This window comes from Trueperaceae bacterium (assembly GCA_036381035.1).
Lineage (GTDB): Bacteria > Deinococcota > Deinococci > Deinococcales > Trueperaceae > DASRWD01.
Map to the genome: position 1 here is coordinate 178,467 of DASVDQ010000024.1, position 22,177 is coordinate 200,643.

Annotated in this window: 21 protein-coding genes; 10 read left to right on the forward strand and 11 right to left on the reverse strand. The window is 72.1% G+C overall.

Annotated elements, in window-relative coordinates:
* Positions 1-1,341, reverse strand: a complete 1,341-nt coding sequence (gene glnA / locus VF202_04035; protein HEX7039267.1) for a type I glutamate--ammonia ligase — start codon at positions 1,339-1,341, stop codon at positions 1-3.
* A gap of 292 nt (positions 1,342-1,633) precedes the next feature.
* Between glnA and VF202_04040 the strand changes: the two genes are divergently transcribed.
* Positions 1,634-2,887: an ABC transporter substrate-binding protein gene (locus tag VF202_04040; protein ID HEX7039268.1), complete on the forward strand. Its 1,254-nt coding sequence runs from the start codon at positions 1,634-1,636 to the stop codon at positions 2,885-2,887.
* A gap of 203 nt (positions 2,888-3,090) precedes the next feature.
* Here the strand turns inward: VF202_04040 and VF202_04045 are convergent, their stop codons facing one another.
* The 5 genes from VF202_04045 to VF202_04065 form a co-directional block, all read right to left on the reverse strand.
* Positions 3,091-4,284, reverse strand: a complete 1,194-nt coding sequence (locus VF202_04045) for a branched-chain amino acid ABC transporter permease (protein ID HEX7039269.1) — start codon at positions 4,282-4,284, stop codon at positions 3,091-3,093.
* Positions 4,285-4,345: 61 nt separating this feature from the next.
* The gene (locus VF202_04050) at positions 4,346-5,392 is read right to left on the reverse strand and encodes a branched-chain amino acid ABC transporter permease (protein ID HEX7039270.1); all 1,047 of its coding nucleotides are present in this window, start codon (positions 5,390-5,392) and stop codon (positions 4,346-4,348) included.
* A gap of 4 nt (positions 5,393-5,396) precedes the next feature.
* On the reverse strand, positions 5,397-6,092 hold the full coding sequence (locus VF202_04055; GenBank protein HEX7039271.1) for an ABC transporter ATP-binding protein: 696 nt from the start codon (positions 6,090-6,092) through the stop codon (positions 5,397-5,399).
* Positions 6,082-6,879: an ABC transporter ATP-binding protein gene (locus tag VF202_04060; GenBank protein ID HEX7039272.1), complete on the reverse strand. Its 798-nt coding sequence runs from the start codon at positions 6,877-6,879 to the stop codon at positions 6,082-6,084. The genes VF202_04055 and VF202_04060 overlap by 11 nt, the downstream gene beginning before the upstream one ends.
* A 71-nt stretch (positions 6,880-6,950) precedes the next feature.
* A complete protein-coding gene (locus VF202_04065) occupies positions 6,951-8,342 on the reverse strand; it encodes an FAD-dependent oxidoreductase (GenBank protein HEX7039273.1) in 1,392 nt (463 codons plus the stop codon).
* Between the two features lie 54 nt (positions 8,343-8,396).
* Between VF202_04065 and VF202_04070 the strand changes: the two genes are divergently transcribed.
* Positions 8,397-9,692 carry an aspartate kinase gene (locus VF202_04070; GenBank protein HEX7039274.1) on the forward strand — a complete coding sequence of 432 codons (1,296 nt, stop codon included), beginning with the start codon at positions 8,397-8,399 and terminating at the stop codon, positions 9,690-9,692.
* A complete protein-coding gene (locus VF202_04075; GenBank protein ID HEX7039275.1) occupies positions 9,692-10,159 on the forward strand; it encodes an 8-oxo-dGTP diphosphatase in 468 nt (155 codons plus the stop codon). Before VF202_04070 ends, VF202_04075 begins: the two co-directional genes overlap by 1 nt.
* A gap of 10 nt (positions 10,160-10,169) precedes the next feature.
* On the opposite strand, the gene VF202_04080 is transcribed toward VF202_04075, so the two are convergent.
* Positions 10,170-10,493, reverse strand: coding sequence for an SCP2 sterol-binding domain-containing protein (locus VF202_04080; GenBank protein HEX7039276.1), 324 nt, complete (start codon positions 10,491-10,493; stop codon positions 10,170-10,172).
* 64 nt (positions 10,494-10,557) lie between these two features.
* Here VF202_04080 and VF202_04085 point away from each other — a divergent pair, with 64 nt between their 5' ends.
* Genes VF202_04085 through VF202_04105 form a run of 5 tightly spaced genes read left to right on the forward strand, consistent with a single transcriptional unit; the run spans position 10,558 to position 15,754 of the window.
* Positions 10,558-11,709: an acyl-CoA dehydrogenase gene (locus VF202_04085; GenBank protein ID HEX7039277.1), complete on the forward strand. Its 1,152-nt coding sequence runs from the start codon at positions 10,558-10,560 to the stop codon at positions 11,707-11,709.
* 34 nt (positions 11,710-11,743) lie between these two features.
* Positions 11,744-12,883: an acyl-CoA dehydrogenase family protein gene (locus VF202_04090; GenBank protein HEX7039278.1), complete on the forward strand. Its 1,140-nt coding sequence runs from the start codon at positions 11,744-11,746 to the stop codon at positions 12,881-12,883.
* Between the two features lie 25 nt (positions 12,884-12,908).
* Positions 12,909-13,664, forward strand: a complete 756-nt coding sequence (locus tag VF202_04095; protein ID HEX7039279.1) for an electron transfer flavoprotein subunit beta/FixA family protein — start codon at positions 12,909-12,911, stop codon at positions 13,662-13,664.
* Between the two features lie 6 nt (positions 13,665-13,670).
* Entirely contained in the window at positions 13,671-14,624 is a 954-nt protein-coding gene (locus VF202_04100) for an electron transfer flavoprotein subunit alpha/FixB family protein (protein HEX7039280.1), read from the forward strand.
* Positions 14,621-15,754, forward strand: a complete 1,134-nt coding sequence (locus tag VF202_04105) for a peptidase C39 family protein (GenBank protein ID HEX7039281.1) — start codon at positions 14,621-14,623, stop codon at positions 15,752-15,754. The genes VF202_04100 and VF202_04105 overlap by 4 nt, the downstream gene beginning before the upstream one ends.
* On the opposite strand, the gene VF202_04110 is transcribed toward VF202_04105, so the two are convergent.
* Genes VF202_04110 through gap form a run of 4 tightly spaced genes read right to left on the reverse strand, consistent with a single transcriptional unit; the run spans position 15,726 to position 19,402 of the window.
* Positions 15,726-16,601 carry a hypothetical protein gene (locus VF202_04110; GenBank protein ID HEX7039282.1) on the reverse strand — a complete coding sequence of 292 codons (876 nt, stop codon included), beginning with the start codon at positions 16,599-16,601 and terminating at the stop codon, positions 15,726-15,728. The genes VF202_04105 and VF202_04110 overlap by 29 nt on opposite strands.
* Positions 16,589-17,224 carry a RimK-like ATPgrasp N-terminal domain-containing protein gene (locus VF202_04115; GenBank protein HEX7039283.1) on the reverse strand — a complete coding sequence of 212 codons (636 nt, stop codon included), beginning with the start codon at positions 17,222-17,224 and terminating at the stop codon, positions 16,589-16,591. Before VF202_04115 ends, VF202_04110 begins: the two co-directional genes overlap by 13 nt.
* A complete protein-coding gene (locus VF202_04120; GenBank protein ID HEX7039284.1) occupies positions 17,214-18,413 on the reverse strand; it encodes a phosphoglycerate kinase in 1,200 nt (399 codons plus the stop codon). The genes VF202_04115 and VF202_04120 overlap by 11 nt, the downstream gene beginning before the upstream one ends.
* Complete coding sequence (gene gap, locus VF202_04125) at positions 18,410-19,402, reverse strand: type I glyceraldehyde-3-phosphate dehydrogenase (protein ID HEX7039285.1); 993 nt, start codon at positions 19,400-19,402, stop codon at positions 18,410-18,412. Before gap ends, VF202_04120 begins: the two co-directional genes overlap by 4 nt.
* A 200-nt stretch (positions 19,403-19,602) precedes the next feature.
* Between gap and VF202_04130 the strand changes: the two genes are divergently transcribed.
* Together VF202_04130 and VF202_04135 are read left to right on the forward strand one after the other, a co-directional pair.
* Positions 19,603-20,493, forward strand: coding sequence for a DUF1028 domain-containing protein (locus VF202_04130; protein ID HEX7039286.1), 891 nt, complete (start codon positions 19,603-19,605; stop codon positions 20,491-20,493).
* A gap of 16 nt (positions 20,494-20,509) precedes the next feature.
* Positions 20,510-22,168 carry an ABC transporter substrate-binding protein gene (locus VF202_04135; GenBank protein HEX7039287.1) on the forward strand — a complete coding sequence of 553 codons (1,659 nt, stop codon included), beginning with the start codon at positions 20,510-20,512 and terminating at the stop codon, positions 22,166-22,168.
* The last annotated feature ends 9 nt before the right edge of the window (positions 22,169-22,177 follow it).

The window sequence follows — 22,177 nt, forward strand, 5'->3', positions numbered from 1 at the left end:
TCAGTATTCTGCCAGGTACCGGTTCAGCTCCCAAGCGTGCACGGCGATCCTGTAGTCGTCGTACTCGAGGGTCTTCGCCGCCACGTACTGCTTGAAGACGTGCTCGCCGAGCGCCTCGACGACGACCTTGTCGCGCTTGAGGTTGCCCATCGCCTCGCGCAGCGTCATGGGCAGCTCGCGGATCTTGTGCCGCCTGCGGTCGCGCACGCTCATGTGGTAGATGTTCCGGTTCACCGGCGGCGGCGGCACGAGCTGCCGCTCGAGGCCGTCGATCCCGGCCGCGCAGATCGCCGCCAGCGCCAGGTACGGGTTGCACGACGGGTCGGGCATGCGCAGCTCGGCGCGCGTGCTGTTGCCGCGGCGCGCCGGGACGCGGATCATCGCGCTGCGGTTCGACACCGACCAGGCGATGTTCGTGGGCGCTTCGAAGCCGGGCGTGAGGCGCTTGTACGAGTTCACCGTCGGGTTCGTCACGGCCACGACGGCCGTGGCGTGCTCGAGCACGCCGGCGATCCAGTGCTCCATGACCGTGGAGAGCTGGTGGCGCCCGCCTTCGTCGTAGAACGCGTTCTTGCCGTCCTTGAACACGCTCATGTGGCAGTGCATGCCGGAGCCGTTGATGCCCTGCACGGGCTTCGGCATGAACGTGGCGTGCAGGCCGTGGTTCATGGCGATGCGCTTGACCACGGTGCGGAACGTGAGGATGTTGTCGGCGGTGGTGACGGCGGGCGCGTACTTGAAGTCGATCTCGTGCTGGCCCGGCGCGACCTCGTGGTGGGCGGCCTCGATCTCGAAGCCCATGTCGACGAGCGCGTTGACCATGTCGCGCCTGGCGTCCTCGCCGCGGTCCACGGGCGCGAGGTCGAAGTAGCCGGCGGCGTCGGTGGTCGTGGTGGTCGGCACGCCGCCCTCGCCGCGCTGGAAGAGGAAGAACTCGGGCTCTGGTCCGACGTAGAAGTCGTCGTAGCCCAGCGACCGCAGCCTCTCGATCTGGCGCTTGAGCACGTAGCGCGGGTCGCCCGGGAACGGCGAGCCGTCCGGGAGCGTGATGTCGCAGATGAGGCGCGCGACGGTGCCGCGGCCCGGTCCCTCCATCGCGGCCGGCAGGACCAGGAACGTGTCGAAGTCCGGCTTGAGGAGCATGTCGGACTCCTCGATGCGGGCGAAGCCCTGGATCGAGGAGCCGTCGAACATGATCTCGCCGTCGAGGGCCTTCTCGAACTGCGAGCGCGGCACCTCCACGTTCTTGATCTGCCCGAGGATGTCGGAGAACTGAAGGCGTAGGAAGTTGACGTCGTGCTCCTTGAGGCTTGCGCGGACCTCGTCTACCGTCGTTGCCATATAGTCCTTTCGCCGAACCCAGCGTCACGCCGGGGCGAGCTTCCCCGGATAACGGCCGAAGCGTAACGGCATATCCGGCCAAGTGTCAACGGTGAGCCGCACACCTGTGCACTATCAGCATGACACCGTGTGGCCGAGGGACGGCCGGGCGCCGCGGCCGACGCGGCTCGTCGCCCTCGGCCCGCCGCGCGCGCCGGGCGCCCCAAGCGCGTTGACAGCGCCATTGGGCGCGACTAGGATGCTCGCAACCGCCGCCAGAGACAGCATCGCATCCGAGGGAGGACGTCAGTCGATGAAGAGAGCACTCTGTGTCTTGGCCGTCGCGCTCGTGGGGCTCGCCATGGCTCAGCCGCCCGTCTCGCGGGTGGGCACGCTGATGGCCTACACCGGCGCGCTGGCCGAGTTCGGTCCCGCGATCAACAACGGCGCGCAGCTCGCCGCCGACCAGGTGAACGCGGCCGCCACCGCCGTCTTCGGCGGCCCGCTCATCGAGATCGTCACCGAGGACTCGGCGACGAACCCCTCGCAGGGCGTCGACAGGGCCCGCAAGCTCGTGAACACGGACGGCGTCGTCGCCATAGTCGGCGCCCTCTCCAGCGGCGTCTCCGTCACCGTGGCCGAGTCGGTGACGATCCCCGGCCAGGTCCTCCAGATCTCGCCGGCCAGCACCTCGCCGCTCATCACCACGCTGCCGGACACCGAGGACTTCATCTACCGCACGGTGTCCTCCGACGCGCTGCAGGGCGTCGTGCTCGCGCAGCTCGCCCGCGGCGAGCTCGTCGACGGCCTCTCCTACGACAGGGCCGCCGTCATCTACGTGAACAACCCCTACGGCCAGGGCCTGGCCGAGGCGTTCACGCGGGCCTTCGAGGCGCGCGGCGGCACGGTCACGGCCAGCGTCGGCCACCCCGAGGAGCCGCAGCCCACGTACGCGGGCCTGCTCGACCAGCTCTTCGCCGGCGACCCCGAGGTCGTGATCGCCGCCTCGTACCCCGGCAACGCCACGGTCTTCATGCAGGAGGCCCGTGACCTCTACGGCTTCACGAACTGGATGATGACCGACGGCACTAAGTCGCTCGACCTCGTCGAGGCGCTCGGCGCCGATACGGTCGAGGGCCTCTACGGCACGGCGCCCGGCGCCGACCCGCAGTGGGAGGGCTACGTGCGCTTCTCCGAGGCGTACGAGGGCGCCTACGGCGAGCGCCCGCCGCTGCCCTACATCGACACCGCCTACGACGCCGTGGCCGTGATCGGCCTGGCCATGGCGAAGGCGTACATCGACGGCGTGGACATCACCCCGGCCAACATCCGCGACCGCCTGCGCGAGGTCTCGAACCCCGAGGGCGAGCCGGTGGGCGTGGGCGACTTCGAGCAGGCCTTCCGCCTGCTCCAGCTCGGCGCCGACATCAACTACACGGGCGCCGCGGGCGAGGTCGACTTCGACGACGCCGGCGACGTCGTGACGCCCGTCGAGGTGTGGCAGTACCAGGACGGCGACATCGTCACGAACCAGATCCGCACCGCCGACCAGATCCCGGCGGAGTGACGGTCATGGGCCCGCGGCCGCGGGCCGCGAGGTGAAGAGGCGGGGAGCCCGCGCGGGCTCCCCGCCTCCTTCTGCCGGAACCGCCGCCCGGCCGGTGGCGGGGCGCGCCCGCGGACCGGGCCAGAGGCAGGGGCGGCGCCCGCTAGCGCCGCCCCCGTGGCCGGCGCGGCGAGACGAGCGGCGCCGGCGGGGCGCCTACCTCCTCAGTCGCGCGTCAGCGAGACGACCTTCTCCTCCGGCAGCACGCCGCGCGGCCGGTAGAGGACGATGAACAGCATCAGGAGCGAGATCAGCAGGAAGCGGATGTAGGGCCCGCGCTGCGGCAGGTCGGGCGAGATCGCCGCCAGCGTCGGGCGCAGCGCGTCGACGAGGAAGCTCGCCCCCGTCCAGATCGCCCACACGAGCAGGGCGCCCAGCACGGCGCCGCGGTTGTTGCCGCTGCCGCCGAGCATCAGCATCACCCAGATCAGGAACGTGCCGTAGAGCGGGTCGAAGTGCCCGTAGTCGATGGCGACGACGTAGTGCGCGTAGAGCGAGCCGCCCATGCCCATGATCACGGCCCCGACGACGAACGCCTGCATGCGGAAGGCGGCCACGTCCTTGCCGCTCATCGCCGCGGCGTCCTCGTCCTCGCGCACGGCGCGCAGCACGCGCCCCCACGGCGAGCGTATCGCGCGCTCGAGCCCCGTGTAGACGAGGAACAGCACGAGCCCGACGATCGCCACGTACAGGTACGGGTAGTCGCGCGGCGCCAGCGGGGCGAAGAACGAGTTCACGAAGCCGGGCAGCCAGTCGCAGCCGTCGCCGGTCAGGCAGGAGAGCGGCTGGGGCAGGCCGCGCAGCGGCTGGGGACCGTTGGCGAGCCAGCGCTCGTTCTGGAACACCAGGCGCACCAGCTCGGCGATGCCGATGGTCGCGATCGCCAGGTAGTCGCCGCGGAGCCTGAGCGTGGGCCAGCCGACGAGCAGGGCCAGCAGGCCGGCGACGACGCCGCCGGCCAGGAGGCCCACCCAGAACGGGGCGCCGAGCCCGAACGCCTGCTGGGTGAACGCCGCCAGCGACCCGGTGGGCAGGTTCGTCGTGAACAGGGCCGAGGTGAAGGCGCCGATCGCGAAGAAGGCCGCGACCCCGATGTTGAAGAGCCCGGTGTAGCCCCACTGGACGTTCAGCCCCAGCGTGAGGACCGCGTACACGCTGCCCATCAGCAGGAACGTCGTGACGTAGGAGAGGATGCCGGCGGGCAGTAGCAGCGCCAGCGCCGCCGCCACGGCCAGCGCGACGACGATGGAGACCGCGTGCTTCACCGCCGCCGAGCGGCCGCGCAGCACGACGACGAGCAGGAGGTAGAGCGGCACGGCCAGGAGCACGGCGCGCGGCAGGACGGTGGGGTCGGTCATCGCCCGCCTCCCCCGAGCTCGCGGCGCCGCGCCGCCGGCACGATCGTCCGGCCGGCGACCATCAGCGGTCCCCTCCCATCAGCCCCTGCGGCCTGACCAGCAGCGCGAGGATCATGACGACGAACGCCGCCGCGGGGCCGTAGGCGGGGTTCACGAACGCCGACGACACCTGCCACACGATGCCCATGGTGAAGGCGCCGAGGAGGGCGCCGTAGACGTTGCCGATCGTGCCCAGGATCACCGCGGCGAACAGCGGCAGCAGCAGCCACCAGCCCATCTCGGGCCTCAGCTGGACGTCGAGGCCGTAGAGCATGCCGCCGGCGCCGGCCAGGGCGCCGCCGACCAGCCACGTCCACAGCACCACGCGCTCCGTCGGTATGCCGCTGATGCGCGCCAGGTCGGGGTTGTCGGCCATCGCGCGCATCGCCTTGCCCACCTTCGTCCGCTCGAGGAGCAGGTAGACGAGGAGGATGAGCACCAGCGCCAGGCCGAGGATGAAGAGCTGGTCGGTGCGCACGCGCACGCCGGCGAAGAGCTCGACGACGGGCCGCGCCCGGCCCTGGTAGTAGAAGGCGAAGTCGGCGCCGAACACCATGTAGACGATGCTGCGCAGGCCGAACGCGATGCCGAGCGCCGCCATCGCCATCATCACCGGCGCGCTGCGCCGGCGGCGCAGCCGGTGGAAGGTGAGCCTGTCGAGGCCGTAGGCGACGAGGCCGACCAGCGGCATGACCACCACGAGCGCGACCACGAACTCGTACCCGAAGCCGAGGCCCAGGACCGGGGGGCCGGCGGGGAGCAGGGACATGACGACGAGGCCCAGGTAGGCGCCGAGCGTCATGAGGTCGCCGTGGGCGAAGTTCGCCATCTTCAGGACGCCGAACACGAGCGTCACGCCCAGCGCGCCCAGGGCCAGCACGCCGCCAAGGAGCACGCCGCGGACGACGAGGCCCAGCATGCGCGTGCCGCTCACGCCCTGGGCCGAGGACATGACGGCGATGAGCAGGGCGATGAGCGCGAGCAGGCCCACCAGGGCCCAGCGGCTGCCCATGACGGTCGAGACGCTGCGCCGCAGCGCGCGGGCGCGGGGGAGGGGTCGTGTCTCCACCACGTCAGCCTCCCAGGTAGAGCCTGGCGACCTCGGGGTCGCCCAGCAGCTGCGAGCCGGGCCCCTCGACCTGGTTCCGTCCCGTGGCCAGCACGTAGCCGCGGTGGGCCAGCTCCAGCGAGCGCTTGGCGTTCTGCTCCACCATCAGTACCGCTACTCCCGTCCTGTTGATCTCCGCGACCTTGTCGAAGATGAGGTCGACGAGCAGGGGGGCCAGGCCCGCCGACGGCTCGTCGAGCATCAGCAGCTTCGGGTCGAGCATCAGCGCCCGGCCCATCGCGACCATCTGCCGCTCGCCGCCCGACATCTTGCCGGCCCGCTGCGAGCGGCGCTCGGCGAGGCGCGGGAACAGCTCGTAGACGCGCTCCTTGCGCGACTTCAACGGCTCGTCCAGTATGTACGCGCCCATCTCGAGATTCTCCTCGACGGTGAGCGAGGGGAAGACGTTGTCCACCTGCGGCACGTAGCAGAGCCCGCGCCGGACGATCTGCTCGGGCGGCAGCCCCGAGATGTCCTCGCCGGCGAACGTGACGCGGCCCTCCCAGGGCTTGAGCAGGCCGAAGACGAGCTTCATCACCGTCGACTTGCCGGCGCCGTTCGGCCCGACGATCGACACGATCTCGCCCTCCTCGACCCTGATGTCGACGCCGCGCAGCACCTGCATCTCGCCGTAGCCGGAGACGGCGCCCTCAACCGTCAAGAGCGACACTCTGACCTCCTAGGTACGCCTCCAGCACGCGCGGGTCCTCGCGCACCACGGCGGGCGGGCCCTCGACGAGCTTGCTGCCCTGGTTCATGACGACGACCGGGTCGCACAGGCCCATGACCAGCGGCATGTCGTGCTCGATGAGCAGGAACGTGATGCCCCGCTCCCTGTTGAGCTGCTCGATCTTCTCGCGCAGCCGGCCCATCAGCGTCGGGTTCACGCCGGCGGCCGGCTCGTCGAGCAGCACGATCACCGGGTCGGCCATGAGCGTGCGCGCCAGCTCCAGGAGCTTCTTCTGGCCGCCGGAGAGCGACCCGGCCGGCTCGTTCTCGAGCTTCGAGAGCGCGACGAAGTCGAGGACCTCGCGCGCCTTCTCGCGCAGCGCCCGCTCCTGGCGCCACACGGCGCCGCGGCGGAACACCGGGTTCCAGAAGCGCTCGCCGATCTGCCCCGCGGGCACGAGCATGAGGTTCTCGAGCACCGTCATGCCCTTCTGCTCGCGCGGGATCTGGAAGGTCCGACACAGGCCCTTCGAGAAGAGCACGTGCGGCGGCAGGCCCGTGATGTCCTCGCCGCGCAGCAGCACCGTCCCGGCGTCGGGCCTGTAGAAGCCGGAGACGAGGTTGAAGAGCGTCGTCTTGCCCGCCCCGTTTGGTCCTATCAGGCCGGTGATCGTGCCGGCCCTGACGTCGAAGCTGCAGTTGTTGACGGCCCTCAGGCCCCCGAAGTCCTTGACGAGACCTCGGATGCTGAGCAACACGTCGTCGCCTGTCTGGTCCAACTCGCTGACCTCTCGATGCCGTAAGGGGTTACGGCGGCGATGGTATCACCTGCCGCTCAGCAGCCTGCCGCTCAGCAGCGCCCTTGCCGGCGACCGAGCATGTCGTCGAGCCTGACCGCCTTGACGCGCGGCCGGCCGGACGCCTCCCCAGCCGCCACCTCGGCGGCGTCGAGGGCGAACCAGTCCTCGGCGCGGAACGGCCGCACGCCGCGCGCGTCCAGGAGCGCGTCCACGGCCGCGGGGGCGAGGTCCTCCGCGCCGCCATCGTGCGCGTGCCTGCCCTCGCTCAGGTCCTCGATGAGGGCGGCGACCGTCTCCATGGCGTCGGCCTTGTTCGTGCCGATCACGCCGCTGGCGCCGCGCTTGATCCAGCCGGCCACGTAGAGGCCGGGCCGCGGGGCGCCGCCCTCCAGCACCCGTCCGCGCTCGTTGGGCACGACGCCTCGGCGCTCGTCGAAGGGCAGGCCGTGGAGCGCGACGCCGGTGTAGCCGACGGACTTGAGGACGAGCTGCGCGGGGAGCGTGACGTGCTCCCCGGTGCCCACGGCGCGGACGTAGCCGCCCGGCTCTCCGTCGAGGCGCGTCCGCTCGAAGCGCACACCCGCGACGCGTCCGTCGCCGACGACCTCGACGGGCTGGAGCCGGAAGCGCAGCGCCACGGTGCGCGGCTTGCCCTGGCGCGGCTGCCGCGAGAACGCGCCCAGCACCTCGACGTTCTTCGCCGTCGTGACGTCGGCGGCGACCGCGGCGGCACTGGCGGGGCCCAGGGCGAGCTCGGCGGCGTCGACGTCGACGTCGGCGTTGACGAGCTCGCCCAGCTCGCGCAGCTCCTTCGTCGTGAACTTGGCCTCGGCGGGCCCGCGCCTGCCGACGATCGTGACGCGCTCGACCGACGACCTCGCGAGGGCGTCCAGCGCGTGGTCGGCGATGTCGGTGACGGCCAGCTCGGCCACGCTCTTGGCCAGCACGCGGGCGACGTCGATGGCCACGTTGCCGTTGCCGATCACGATCACGTCCCTCGTCGTCGCCAGCAGGCCGCCGAAGTCGTGGTCGCAGGCGTCGGGGTGCCCGTTGTACCAGGCGACGAAGTCGGTGGCGGCCACGCAGCCCCGCAGGTCCTCGCCCGGCACGCCGAGGCGCCGGTCGGTGGCGGCGCCCACCGCGAACACGGCGGCGTGGTAGTGGCGCCTGAGGTCATCCAGGGTCAGGTCGCGGCCGAAGGCGACGTTGCCGAGGTAGCGCACGCGCGGGTCGCGCAGGGTGCGCTCGTAGAGCTTCGTCACGACCTTCATCTTCTGGTGGTCGGGCGCCACGCCGAAGCGCACGAGGCCGTACGGCGTGGGCAGCCTGTCGAAGAGGTCCACGGTCGCCGCCTCGTGCGACCTGAGCACCGCCTCGACGGCGTAGAAGCCGGCCGGGCCGGCCCCGACGACGGCCACGCGTGGGCCCGAGGTGCCTGGCATGGCGCACTTCTACCACTGATCGCCCGTGCCGGCGCGGGTGTAAGCTCTCCTGCCATGGACGCGGCCGGGACGGGACGGGCAGCCGCACGGGTCGGCGCGGCGGACCGGCCGCGCCTGCGCGTGATGAAGTTCGGGGGCACCAGCGTCGGCGACATCGAGCGCGTGCGCAAGGTCGCGTCGCGCGTCGAGCAGCACGTGCGCGCCGGCGAGAAGGCCGTGGTGACGGTGTCGGCGATGGGCCGCACGACGGACAGGCTCATCGGCCAGGCGCGGGAGGTCGGCCCCCGTCCCGACAGGCGCGAGCTCGACGCGCTCCTCGCCACCGGGGAGCAGCAGAGCGCCGCGCTGCTGGCGATCGCGCTGCGCGCCAGGGGGGTGACGGCCCGGTCGTTCACGGGCCCGCAGGCGGGGTTCCTCACCGACTCGAACCACGGCAGCGCGCGCATCCTCAGCGTCGACCCGAGCGGCCTCGTCGCCGCGCTGCACGAGGTCGACGTGGCCGTCGTAGCCGGCTACCAGGGCGCCGACGCGAACGGCGCGATCACGACGCTGGGCCGCGGCGGCTCCGACACGACGGCGGTGGCGCTGGCCGCCGCGCTCGGGGCGGAGGAGTGCGAGATCTACACGGACACCGACGGGGTCTACACCACCGACCCCCACCTCGTGCCGAGCGCGACGAAGCTCTCCTGCATCGACTACGACGAGATGCTCGAGCTGGCCAGCCACGGGGCCAAGGTCCTGCACCCGGCCAGCGTCTGGTACGCGCGCGCCTACCGCGTGAGGGTCCACGTGCGCTCGTCGTTCACGCACGCGCCCGGCACCGTCGTCGCCGACGTCGCCGCCGCCTCGGAGGGGAAGATGATCACCGGCAAGCCCGTCACCGGCGTGGCGCTCGACCGCGGCCACGCGCGCATCGACCTGCACACGGTGCCAGACAGGCCGGGCGTGGCCGCCCGCGTGTTCGGCGCCCTGGCCGAGCAGGGCGTGAGCGTCGACATGATCGTCCAGGGCGTCCGCGGCGCCGGCGACAGCCGCCAGCAGATGGCGTTCATCGTCAGGCGCGAGGCGGTCCCCGAGGCGCTCGAGGCGCTCCAGCCCGTGCTGGCGTCGCTGGGCGCGACGGCCGCCGTCGACGAGGACGTCGCCAAGCTCACCGTCGTCGGCGTCGCCATCGGCTCCACGCCCGGCGTGGCCGCGCGGCTGTTCGAGGCCGTCGCGAGCGTGGGCGCGAACATCGAGGCCATCACCTCGAGCGAGGTGCGCCTCTCCGTGCTGATCCCCGCCGAGCACGCCGAGGCGGCGCTCGCCGCGGTGCACACGGCGTTCGGGCTCGACGCGCCGTCGGACTAGTGGGCGTCAAGCTCGGCACCCTGGCCTACGTGCGGCGGGGGGACGAGACGCTGATGCTGCGCCGGCCCGACGCCGGCCACCCCCAGGCCGGCAAGCACAACGGCCTCGGCGGGAAGCTCGAGCCCGGCGAGTCGCCCGAGGAGTGCCTGCGCCGCGAGGTCCTCGAGGAGGCCGGCCTCGTCGTGCTGGAGTCCGAGTACAAGGGCCTCATCACGTTCCCCGACTTCGACGGCCGGGACGACTGGTACGTGTGGGTCTACCTGGTCACGCGCTTCTCCGGGGAGCCGCGCCCCGGTCCGGAGGGCGACCTGGTGTGGGTGGAGACCGCGTCCGTGAAGGACCTGCCCCTGTGGGAGGGCGACAGGCACTTCCTGCCCTGGCTCGACGAGCCCGGCACGTTCTCGGCCGTCTTCCGCTACGAGCAGGGCCGGTTCGTGAGCTACGAGGTCGTGCGCCAGGCCCGCTGAGCGCGGCGCCTCAGCGCTTCCCGAGCAGCTTGTCCCTGTCGATCGCCCTGATCAGGCGCTGCGCCAGGCCGACGTCGCCCTTGACCTTGAGGCGGCCCGTCATCAGCGCGGTCATGGGGTTGAGCCGGCCCTCGATCATCCGCAGGAGGTCCTCGCCCTTGACACGCACGGTGACGTCGGCGCGCGGCGCCAAGCCGCCCTGCGCGCGCACCACGCCGCCTTCGACGACGTAGTGCACCGGCTCCTCGGTCTCGAACTGCACGACCGCGTCCGGCGCCTCGGCGCCCTCCTTGAGCGCCTCGGGGACGCGCAGCAGTAGCTCCTTGACCGTCACCGCGCCAGTGTAGCCGAGGCGGCGCCGGTATACTCGCGCCAGCTTCGCGCTGTGTGAGCACCTAGTGGACTTCGCCCTGACCGAGGAACAACAGGCATTGAGGCAGACCGTGCGCGAGTTCGCGCGCGCGGAGATCGCCCCTCTGGCGGGCGAGCTCGACAGGTCGCCGCGCTTCCCGTGGGAGACGCTGCGCAAGATGGGCGAGCTGGGGCTCCTCGGCGTGACGACGCCGGAGGAGTACGGCGGCGCCGGCCTCGACACCGTCACCTACGCGGTCCTGCTCGAGGAGGTCGCGGCGGCCGACGCCTCGCACGCGACGATCATGAGCGTCACGAACGGCCTGCCGCAGTCGCTGCTGCTGTCGCACGGCACCGAGGAGCAGAGGCGGCGCTACCTGCCGCGCCTCGCCAGCGGCGAGTGGATCGGCGCCTTCTGCCTCTCCGAGCCGCACGCCGGCTCCGACGCCGTCGCCATGAGGACGCGGGCGGAGCGCGTGGAGGGCGGCTACCTCCTCACCGGCACGAAGGCCTGGGTGACCTCGGCCGGCGAGGCGCAGCTCTACGTGGTCATGGCCAAGACCGATCCCGCCGCCGGCGCGCGCGGCGTGACGGCCTTCGTCGTCGAGAAGGGCGCGCCGGGCATGACCTTCGGCCGGGCGGAGGAGAAGCTCGGCCAGCACGCCGCCGTGACCCGCAGCGTCACGTTCGACCGCTGCTTCGTGCCGAGCGAGGCGCGCCTAGGCGGTGAGGGGCAGGGGTTCGTGATCGCGATGTCCGGACTCGACGGCGGCCGCATCGGCATCGCGGCCCTGGCGGTGGGAGTGGCGCGCGCGGCCTTCGAGGCCGCGCGTTCCTACGCGAACGAGCGCCAGGCGTTCGGCAGGGCGATACACGAGTTCCAGGGCGTCGGCTTCAAGCTCGCCGACATGGCCACGCGCATCGACGCGTCCAGGCTCCTCACCCTGCGCGCCGCGTGGCTCAAGGACCGCGGCTTCCGCGTCACCCGCGAGGCGGCGATGGCCAAGCTGTTCGCGTCGGAGACGGCGAACGCGGTGACCCACGACGCGGTGCAGGTCCTGGGCGGTTACGGTTACACCAAGGACTTCCCGGTCGAGCGGTACTTCCGGGACGCGCGCGTCACCGAGATCTACGAGGGCACGAGCGAGATCCAGCGGATCGTGATCCACAGGCAGCTCTACAGGGAGCTGGAGCGTTGACGGGGCGCTGCCCTGGCGAGCGGAGGGGAGAGGCGTGATCGACTTCGAGCTCTCGCCAGAACAGAAGCAGTTCCAGGCGCTGGCGCGCGACTTCGTGCGCGACCACGTGATCCCCGTCGCGGCCGAGCACGACCGGCAGGAGACCTACCCCGAGGAGGTCGTGGCCGCCGCGCACGAGGTCGGCCTGCTCAACGTGGGCGTCCCGCAGGAGGTGGGCGGCCTGGGCCTCGGCATGGTCGACGAGGTCGTGATCGGCGAGGAGCTCGGCTACGGCTGCATGGGCATCTACACGATCCTCATGGCCTCCGAGCTCGGCATCACGCCCATCCTCATCGCCGGCACGCCGGAGCAGCAGCGCCGCTTCCTCTCCCCGCTGCTCGAGGGGCCCAGGCTGGCCGCCTTCGCGCTCTCCGAGCCCAACAACGGCTCCGACGCCGCGGCCATGACCACGCGCGCCGAGCTGCGCTCGGGCGAGGTCGTCCTGAACGGGGTCAAGACGTGGATCTCGAACGGCGGCATCGCCGACGTGATCGTCGTGTTCGCCACGTTCGACCCCGAGCAGCGGCACCGCGGCACGCTGGCGGTCGTGGTCGAGAGGGGCGCCGAGGGCCTGAGCGCCCACAAGCTCCACGGCAAGCTGGGCCAGCGCGCGAGCCCGACGTACGAGCTGGTGTTCGAGGACGTCGTCGTCCCGCGCGCGAACGTGCTGGGCGAGCCGGGCGACGGCTTCAGGATCGCGATGCGGACCCTCGACAAGACGCGCGTGCCCGTCGCCGCCGGCGCCGTGGGCGTGGCCAGGAGGGCGCTCGACGAGGCCAAGGCCTACGCGCTGCAGCGGCACGCGTTCGGCAGGCCCATCGCCGACTTCCAGGCGATCCAGTTCAAGCTGGCTGACATGAAGATCGGCGTGGAGACCGCGCGGTGGCAGACCTACCGCGCCGCCTGGCTCGTCGACAGGGGCCTGCCCCACGGCGAGGCCGCCGCGATCGCCAAGGCCTACGCCTCCGACATGGCGTTCCACGCCGCCCAGGAGGCGATCAACGTCTTCGGCGGCTACGGCTACATGAACGAGTACCCGGTGGAGAAGCTGATGCGCGACGTGAAGCTGAACCAGATCTACGAGGGCACGAACGAGATCCAGCGCCTCGTCATCGCCCGCAGCGTGCTGAGGTGAGCCCCGGGAGCGAGCGGAGGAGAGCATGAAGGTACTTACCGTGGTGAGGCAGGTCCCCGACGCCGAGGCGCGCGTGCGCGCCGAGGGCGGTCGGGTCGACCTGACCGGCGTCACGTTCGTGATGGACGGGATGGACGAGTACGGCGTCGAGGAGGCGATCCGGCTGCGCGAGGCCGGCCACGACCTCGAGATCGTGGCCGTGGCCGTGGGCCCGGCGCGCTTCGCCGACGCGCTGCGCACGGCGCTGGCGCTCGGCGCCGACCGCGCCGTCCACGTCGTCACCGACGAGCAGCTAGACCCCGTCACGCTGGCCGGCGTCGTGGCGCAGGTCGCGCGGGAGGAGGGCGCCGAGCTGGTGCTGACGGGCGGCAAGCAGGCCGACTGGGACAGCTCGGCCCTCGGCCCCGCGCTGGCCGAGCACCTCGGCTGGCCGCACGCCGACTGGACGACGCGGCTCGAGCTCGCCGGCGGCGAGCTGAGGCTGAGGCACGACGTCGACGACGGCGTCGAGGAGCTGACCGTGACCCTGCCCGCCGTCGTCACGACGCAGCAGGGCCTCAACGAGCCGCGCTACCCGACGCTGCCGAACATCATGAAGGCCAAGCGCAAGGAGCTGGCCACGCGGGACCTGGCCGCGCTCGGCGCCCCGGCGCCGCGCGTGAGGGTCGTGTCCCAGGAGATCCAGGTGCGGCCGCGCCTCAACAGGATGATCGACGGCGAGCCGGAGGAGGCCGCGCGGGAGGTCGCCAGGCTGCTGCGCACCGAGGCGAAGGTCATCTAGGAGGCGATGGTGATCCTGCTAGTCACCGAAGAGAGGCGAGGGCGGCTGAAGAGGAGCGCGGCCGAGCTGGTCACGGCCGCGCGCGAGCTGGGAGGGGACGCCGTCGGGCTGGTGCTCGGCGCGGACCCCGGGGCGGCCGCCGAGGAGCTGGCCGCCTACCTGCCCAGGGTGACCGCCCTGCGCGGCGCCTTCGCGACGGCCGAGGCCGTCGCCGCGGCCGCCGCCGACGCGGCGCGCGACCTCGGCGCCGACGTCGTGCTGTTCGCCGCGGACAAGCTGGGGCTCTCGGCCTCGCCGCGCGCGGCCGTGCGCCTGGGCGGCGCGCTGCTCGACGACGTCACCGCGGTCTCCCGCGAGGGCGGTGCGGTGAGGGCCAAGCGCTTCAGCTACCTCTCGCGCGTCACGGAGACGGTCGAGGCGCTGGCCAGCCCCGTCGTCGTGTCGGTCAAGACGAACGCGCTCGCGCCGGCCGGTCACGCCGGCGCGCGGGGGACCGTCGAGGTGCGGGAGGCACCGGCCCCCGCCGACCCGCGCAAGCGCGTGGGCGAGCGCACCGCCGCGCAGGGAGCGCGCCTGCCCCTCGAGGAGGCGCGCGTCGTCGTCGCTGGCGGGCGCGGCCTGGGCAGCGCCGAGCGCTTCGCCGCGGTCGTCGAGCCGCTCGCCGAGGCGCTGGGTGCGGCCGTCGGCGCGACCCGCGCCGTCGTCGACGCGGGCTGGCGCCCCTACGCCGAGCAGGTGGGCCAGACCGGCAAGACCGTCGCGCCGGAGCTGTACGTCGCGCTCGGCATCTCCGGGGCGGTGCAGCACCTCTCGGGCATGAACCGCGCGAAGGTGATCGTGGCGGTGAACAAGGACGCCGACGCTCCGATCTTCAAGGTCGCCGACTACGGCATCGTCGGCGACGTCGCCAGCGTCGGCCCGGCGCTGCTGGAGGCGGTCAAGGAGACCACGGCGGGATGACGTCGCAGCGCGGCTTCGCGGTCAGGCGCGCCGAGAGGCGCGACCTGGACGCCCTCGTGGAGCTGGAGCAGGGCTTCCCGGGGGACCGCATCAGCCGCGCCTCCCTCTCCCGTCTGCTGGGCCGCGAGAGCGCCGTCGTGCTCGTCGCCGAGGCGGGCGGGGAGGTCGTGGGCGACGCGATCGTCCTGTTCCGCAGCGGCTTCCGCACCGCCCGCCTCTACTCGATGATCGTGTCGCCCGAGCACCGCGGCAAGGGCGTCGCGCGGGCGCTGCTGGCCCAGGCCGAGGCCGCGGCGCGCGAGCGCGGCAGCGTCTCGCTGCGCCTCGAGGTGCGCGAGGACAACAGGGCCGCCATGGCCCTCTACGGCAGCGAGGGCTACGAGGTCGTGGGCGGCGCGCCCGACTACTACGAGGACGGCACCGGCGCCGTCCGCATGCGCAAGCGGTTCCTGCCGGGCGGCGCCACTCTCTTCGGCGTGCCGTTCTACGCCCAGTCCCTCGACTTCACCTGCGGGCCGGCCTGCCTGATGATGGCCATGCGCCACCACGGCTACCCGGTGCCGCTCGAGCGCTGGTTGGAGCTCACGCTGTGGCGCGAGGCCACGACCGTGTTCATGACCTCGGGGCACGGCGGCTGCTCGGCGCACGGGCTGGCCGCCGCGGCGCTGCGCCGCGGCTTCCAGGCCACGGTCATCACGCGCGACGCCGGCGTGCCGTTCCTCGACAGCGTGAGGGACCCCGCGAAGAAGGAGGTCATCGCGCTGTCGCACGAGACCTTCGAGCGCGAGATCAAGGCGCTGGGCGGGCGCGTCGAGGTGCGGAGCTTCGGCGTCGGCGACGTCGTCGACGCGCTGCGCCGCGGCGCGGTGCCCATCGTGCTCGTCTCTGGCTACCGCCTCTACGCGCAGAAGCAGCCCCACTGGGTCGTGATGACGGGCTACGACGACGACAACGTCTACCTGCACGACCCGGTCGTCGTCGAGCCGCACGGACGCCTCGACAGCGTGAACCTGGCGCTGCGCCGCGAGGACTTCGACAGGGTCAGCGTCTACGGCAAGGCGCGCCACCGCAGCATGGTCGTGCTGGAGCGCTGGGGGCGGGTCATCCGTCGCCGGCCAGATGAGCGATGATCTCCCCGTAGATCTCGGGGTTCGCCTGGTCCTCCTCGCCCGCCGCGATCGTCGGGTTGTCGTTGACCTCGATCACGAAGTACTGGCCGTCGATCTCCTTGAGGTCGACGCCGTAGAGGCTCTCCCCGACCGCGTTCGTGGCCGCCAGCGCCGTGCCGAGCAGGCCCCGCGGCGCCTCGTCGCGGGGCACCCCCACGACCTTCGCCCACTCCCCCTCCGGCGTGCGGTCCATCGGCTTCCACTGCTGCGGGGCGTACTCGTAGCGCACGACGGCGAGCACGCGGCCGGCCAGGGTGATCACGCGCCAGTCGAACTCGCTGGGGATGTACTGCTGGACGACGATGCGGTCGGCGCGGCGCAGGAAGCGCTTGCCGACGCGGATGAACGCGTCGGGCGTCGTGACCTTGTCGACGTAGGCGCTGAACGACGAGTTCGGAGCCTTGAGCACCAGCGGCGCTCCGAGCTCCTCGAACAGGCGCGCGGCCCTCACGGCCGTCAGCTCCGACTCCTCGAGGAACCGCGTCTCCGGCACCGTGACGCCCGCCCTCATCAGGCGCGAGTACATGTTGACCTTGTCGCAGCAGACGCGGATCGCGTCGGAGTGGTCGAGGACCCGCTTGCCCAGCATCTCGGCGGTGCGCGCCACGACGTAGCTGGTGTTGAGCGGGTCGGTGAGGGCGCGTATGAGGATGCCGTCGTAGTTGCGCAGGTACTTCAGCTCGTTCTTGAACAGGAAGTCGAGCTCATGCCCGCGCTCGAACGCCGCCAGCCGGAACTCGGTGAGGGCCGTGAGCTCGACCGACGACCTGATCGTGTAGCGCTCGGTGAAGATGGCTAGCCGCGCCACGAGCCCATCCCCTCGAGGAGCGACCTGTCGTCCTCGGTGAGCTCCCCGAACGGCAGCGGCTCGATGGCCGAGAGCAGGTACTCCTTCGTCGTCACGACGATCCTCACCTTCATCAGCGGCAGGCGGTACGTCTCGAACAGCAGCCGGCCCAGCTCCTCGTACTCGGGCACGTGCGTCTTGCCCATCACCAGGCGCAGGACGTCGATGCGGTGGTCGACCGGCAGGTGCTGCACGAGGACCGCGTACTTGCCGGTGTAGGAGAGGCCCTTGCGGCGCTGCTCGATCGTCTCGACGTCGAGGAGCAGCTCGCCGCGGCTCGAGAACGGGTTGATCGGGTAGGCGAGCAGCGGCGGCGGGGGGAAGCGGTCCGTTACCGTCTCGTGGGGCGGCACGGGTATGCCGGCGAGGCGCGCCTTCTCCATCGCGATGGGCACGACGTAGGCGTCGAGCGCCTCCTGCGTAGTGGGCAGCACGCGCAGGCCGGCGAGCTCGGCGTCGAGGGACGCGTAGTAGCCGCTCGTCAGGTAGGTGTAGTCGCCCGAGAGGTTCGCGACCTGCGCCAGGTCGCCGAACCGCTGCCTGTCGAGGTGGAACAGGACGGGGGCTTCGGGGTTAGGGGTCATCCCTGAGGACCGCCAGGCCCGGCAGGTCCCCGTTCTCGATGAACTCCAGCGACGCGCCGCCGCCCGTGGAGACGTGTCCCATGGACCCGGCGAGGCCGGCGCGGTTCACGGCCGCGACGCTGTCGCCGCCGCCCACGACCGTGAAGGCGCCCTCCAGGGACGCCAGGGCGCGCGCGACGGCCAGCGTGCCCTCGTCGAAGCCGGCGACCTCGAAAACGCCCATGGGCCCGTTCCAGAACACGGTCCCGGCGCCCGCCAGGGACGCGGCGAACGACTCCCTGGCCGCCGGGCCGATGTCCAGCCCCTTGAGGCCGGCTGGTATCGCGTCGGAGGGGTGCACGCTGCGCTCGGCGCCCGCGGCGACCTCGCTGGCGCAGACGGAGTCCTCGGGGAGCCGCAGCGGCACGTCCCGCTCCGCGGCCAGCTCGACGAGCTCGCGCGCGGTGCCGAGCATGTCGTCCTCGACGAGCGAGTCCCCGACGTCGCCGCCCTGCGCCTTCACGAACGTGTAGGCCATGGCGCCGCCCACCAGGAGCCTGTCGGCCCGCTCCAGCAGGCTCCTGATCACGCCGATCTTGTCCGAGACCTTGGCGCCGCCCAGCACGACGGCGAAGGGCCGCTCCGGCTCCTCCACGAGGCGCGAGAGGGCCGCGACCTCCGCCAGCATCAGCCGCCCGGCGGCGCTGGGCAGCAGGCGCGCGACGCCCTCGGTGCTGGCGTGCGCGCGGTGCGCCGAGCCGAAGGCGTCGTTCACGTAGGCGTCGGCGTAGGCCGCGAGGGTGCGGGCCAGCTCCGGGTCGTTCTTCGTCTCGCGAGCGTCGAAGCGGGTGTTCTCGAGGAGCGTGACGCTGCCCGCCGGGGCGCCGGCGACGAACGCCTGCTGCTCGGGCGAGCCCGGCCCCGCCGTCGGCAGGTAGCGCACCTCGCGGCCCAGCAGCTCCGCGAGGCGCCGCGCGACGGGACCCAGGCGGTAGGCGTCGTCTGGCGCGCCCTTGGGGCGCCCGAGGTGGCTCATCAGGAACAGCGTCGCGCCGCGGCCCAGGAGCTCCTCCACGGTCGTCAGGCTCGCTTCGATGCGCGTGTCGTCGGCGACCCGCCCGCCCTCGAGCGGCACGTTCAGGTCGAGCCGCACCAGGACGCGCTTGCCGCCGACGTCGAGGTCGTCAAGCGTGCGGAGGGAACGACTCAGAGGGACTCACCCATGACCTGGGCCACGTCGACCATGCGCGTCGAGTAGCCCCACTCGTTGTCGTACCAGACGAAGACCTTCGCGAGGCGGCCGATCACCTTCGTCAGCAGCCCGTCGACGATGCCGGAGTGGGGGTCCATGCGCACGTCCGAGGAGACGATGGGGTCGTAGGTCACGCGCAGGATGCCCTTCTGCGAGCCGGCCGCCGCCTCCTCGAGCGCGCGGTTCACGTCCTCGGCGGTGACCTCGCGCTGCAGCAGGGCCGTGATGTCGGAGATCGAGACGGTCGGCGTGGGCACGCGCAGGGACACGCCGTCGAAGCGGCCCTGGTAGTACGGCACGACCCTGGCCACGGCCCTGGCCGCGCCGGTGGTCGTGGGGATGATGTTCGTCGCGGCGTTGCGCGCGCGGCGCGGGTCCTTGTGCGGGGCGTCGAGGATGCGCTGGTCGTTCGTGTAGCTGTGGACCGTCGTCATCATCGCCGTCTCGACGCCGATGGCCTCGTGCAGCACCTTCATGACGCCGGCCATCGAGTTCGTCGTGCACGAGGCGTTCGAGACGATCACGTGCTTCGCCGGGTCGTACTCGCGCTCGTTGACGCCCATCATGATGTCGAAGTCGGCGTCGGGTGACGGGGCGCTGATGAGGACCTTCTTCGCGCCGGCCTCGAGGTGCTTCGCGGCCTGCTCGCGCTTCGTGAACACGCCCGTGGACTCGATGACGAGGTCGACGCCGTGCTCGCGCCAGGGGATCTCGGCGGGGTCGCGGTGCGAGCTGGCTAGCACCTTCTTGCCGTCGACGACGATGTGGTCGCCCTCGTGCCTCACCTCGCCGGGGAACGGCCCGTAGTTCGAGTCGTACTTCAGCAGCAGCGCCAGGCTCTCGTTGTCGGTGAGGTCGTTGACGACCGCCACGTCCAGGCCGCGCTGGTGGGCGATGCGGAAGATCTGGCGCCCGATGCGCCCGAAGCCGTTGATCCCGATCCTCATTGTTCCCTCCAGATGACGTCGGCGTGCCCCGCGCCGCGCGCTCGTCCCACACGAATCATAGCCGTCGCCGGCGGCCTCCCGTGGTTCAGCGGGTCGGCCGGCGAGAACGGGTCGGCGGCCAAGCGCAGGGGCTAGAGTTGCGTGGCAGAGCAGGGTCTGGGGTAGACCAGGGTCTGGAGGAGAGCAGGGTCGGGAGGGCCATGAGCGAAGAACGCGCTTCAGAGGTGCCGGTGGCCACCTTCTCCCTCGTCGCCCGCGACGACGCCACGGGCGACCTGGGCGTGGTGGTGGCCAGCAGGTTCCTGGCCGTCGGCGCCTACGTCCCCACGGCCGCGGCGGGCGTGGGCGCGGTGGCGAGCCAGTCGTACGTGAACACGACCTACGGCCCCAGGGCCCTGGCGCTGCTCGAGGGCGGCGCGTCGCCCGAGGAGTGCGTGGCCGCGTTCAGGGACAGCGACGCGTCGTTCCAGTCGCGCCAGTTCGGCATCGTCGCCGCCGACGGGCGCAGCGCCACGTTCACCGGCGCGGAGTGCCACCCCTGGGCCGGCGGCGTCGCCGGCGACGGCTTCGCCGCCCAGGGGAACATCCTCGCGGGCCCTGAGGTGGTCGAGGCGCTGGTCGCCGGCGCCCAGCGCACCGACCTGCCGTTCCCCGAGCGGCTCGTCGCGGCCCTCGCGGCGGCCGACGCCGCCGGCGGGGACAGGCGCGGACGCCAGTCGGCGGCGCTGCTCGTGGTGGGCGCGGGCAAGGGCTACGCGGGGCTCGACGACCGCTGGATCGACCTGCGCGTCGACGACCACCCCGCGCCCGTGGAGGAGCTGAGGCGCCTGCTCGAGCTGCACCGGCTCTACCTCGACAAGCCCTCGCAGGCGCCGCGGGTGTTGGGCGAGGACGACGTCCGCTGGCTGCAGGGCGTGCTCGCGGGCCAGGGCCTGCTGGACGGGCAGCCGACGGGCGCGTGGGACGAGGCCACCGAGCGGGCGCTCGCGGGCCTCTACGGCATCGAGAACCTCGAGGAGCGCTGGCTCGGCGGGCCCACCGTCGACCCCGTCGCCTGGAGGTACCTGCGTGAGAGGTTCGGAGGTGAGTGAGATGAGGCGTTCGGCAGTGAGCGGACTCGTCGACACGGCGGGGGCAGGGGAGAAGGGCGGCGCCGTGCGCGGGGTGCTCGCCGCCGCGCTGGCCGCGCCGCGTAGGAGGGCCCTCGCGGCCGTCGCCGCGGCCCTCGCGCTCCTGGGGGCGGGCGTCGCGCTGGCGCAGCCGGGCTCGCAGATCGTGATCGGCCTGCAGGCCGAGCCGGTCACCCTCGACGTCGCCCAGCTCAGCGACTACAACTCCTCGCGCGCCGCGATGGAGATGTACGAGGGCCTGGTGCGCTTCAAGGACGGCTCCACCGAGATCGAGCCCGGCCTGGCCGAGAGCTGGGAGGTGTCGGACGACGGCCTCGTCTACACGTTCCACCTGCGCCCCGGCGTGACCTTCCACGACGGCACCCCCGTGAACGCCGAGGCCGTGAGGTTCAGCTTCGAGCGGCAGATCGACCCCGAGCACCCGTACCACGACACCGGCGAGTTCCCCTACGCCGAGTTCACGCTGGGCGCGATCGACACGATCGAGGTCGTCGACGACCTCACGGTGCGCATCACTCTCAAGGAGACCTTCGCCCCGTTCCTCGCGAACATGGCGATGCACGCGGCCGCCATCGTCAGCCCCTCGGCCGTGATGCAGTACGGGCGCGACTTCTCCGAGCACCCCGTCGGCGCGGGCCCCTACCGCTTCGTCTCCTGGCAGCGCGGCGTCGAGGTGATCCTCGGGGCCAACCCCGACTACTGGCGGGGCGCGCCCCGGGTGGAGCGGCTGATCTTCCGGCCGATCGTCGAGGACCAGGCGCGCCTGGCGGCCCTGGAGGCCGGCGAGATCGACCTGGCCGTGAACCTCCCGCCCGACGACCTGCCGCGCCTGCGCGAGGACCCGCGCTTCACGTTCGCCGAGCAGCCCGGCATGCACACCTGGTACCTCGTCTTCAACGTGACGAAGGAGCCGTTCGACGACCCGCGCGTCAGGCAGGCGGTGGCCCACGCGATCGACCGCGACGCGATCGTGCAGGCGATCCTCGGCGGCACCGGCGAGACGGCCGCGAACTTCCTGCCGCCCGTCGTGTGGGGCTACGCCGACGACGTGCAGGCGTACCCCTACGACCCCGAGCGCGCCCGCGAGCTCCTCGCCGAGGCCGGGTACCCCGACGGCTTCTCCGTCGAGTTCTGGGTGCCGGAGTCGGGCTCCGGCATGCAGCAGTCTGTCGCCATGGGCACGGTGATCCAGGACTTCCTGGGGCGCGTCGGCATCGACGTGACGATCCAGCAGTTCGAGTGGGGCACCTACCTCGACCGCGTGATCGTGCCGGTCGACGAGGCCGACTCGGTCCCGGCGATGTTCGAGATGTCGTGGATCGGCGACAACGGCGACCCGGACAACTTCCTCTACATCCTCCTCTCCGGCGACCAGTTCCCGCCCAACGGCTTCAACCTCGGCTACTACGACAACGACGAGGTCGACGAGCTCCTGCGCACCGCCCGCACGGTCACGGACCAGGCCGAGCGCGTGCCGCTCTACGAGGAGGCGCAGCGGCTGATCATGGCCGACCTGCCCGTGCTCCCCGTCGACCACGAGACGCAGATCGTCGTCCACGACAGCGCCATCCAGGGGTTCGTGCCGCACCCCACCGGCGTGTTCAGGTTCGAGAACGTCGAGGTGGTCGGCCGGTAGGACCCTGGG

Coding starts and splice junctions, on each gene's coding strand:
- glnA (HEX7039267.1), bottom strand. CDS start 1,341: ATGGCAACGACGGTAGACGAGGTCCGCGCAAGCCTCAAGGAGCACGAC.
- VF202_04040 (HEX7039268.1), top strand. CDS start 1,634: ATGAAGAGAGCACTCTGTGTCTTGGCCGTCGCGCTCGTGGGGCTCGCC.
- VF202_04045 (HEX7039269.1), bottom strand. CDS start 4,284: ATGACCGACCCCACCGTCCTGCCGCGCGCCGTGCTCCTGGCCGTGCCG.
- VF202_04065 (HEX7039273.1), bottom strand. CDS start 8,342: ATGCCAGGCACCTCGGGCCCACGCGTGGCCGTCGTCGGGGCCGGCCCG.
- VF202_04070 (HEX7039274.1), top strand. CDS start 8,397: ATGGACGCGGCCGGGACGGGACGGGCAGCCGCACGGGTCGGCGCGGCG.
- VF202_04095 (HEX7039279.1), top strand. CDS start 12,909: ATGAAGGTACTTACCGTGGTGAGGCAGGTCCCCGACGCCGAGGCGCGC.
- VF202_04100 (HEX7039280.1), top strand. CDS start 13,671: ATGGTGATCCTGCTAGTCACCGAAGAGAGGCGAGGGCGGCTGAAGAGG.
- VF202_04105 (HEX7039281.1), top strand. CDS start 14,621: ATGACGTCGCAGCGCGGCTTCGCGGTCAGGCGCGCCGAGAGGCGCGAC.
- VF202_04115 (HEX7039283.1), bottom strand. CDS start 17,224: ATGACCCCTAACCCCGAAGCCCCCGTCCTGTTCCACCTCGACAGGCAG.
- gap (HEX7039285.1), bottom strand. CDS start 19,402: ATGAGGATCGGGATCAACGGCTTCGGGCGCATCGGGCGCCAGATCTTC.
- VF202_04130 (HEX7039286.1), top strand. CDS start 19,603: ATGAGCGAAGAACGCGCTTCAGAGGTGCCGGTGGCCACCTTCTCCCTC.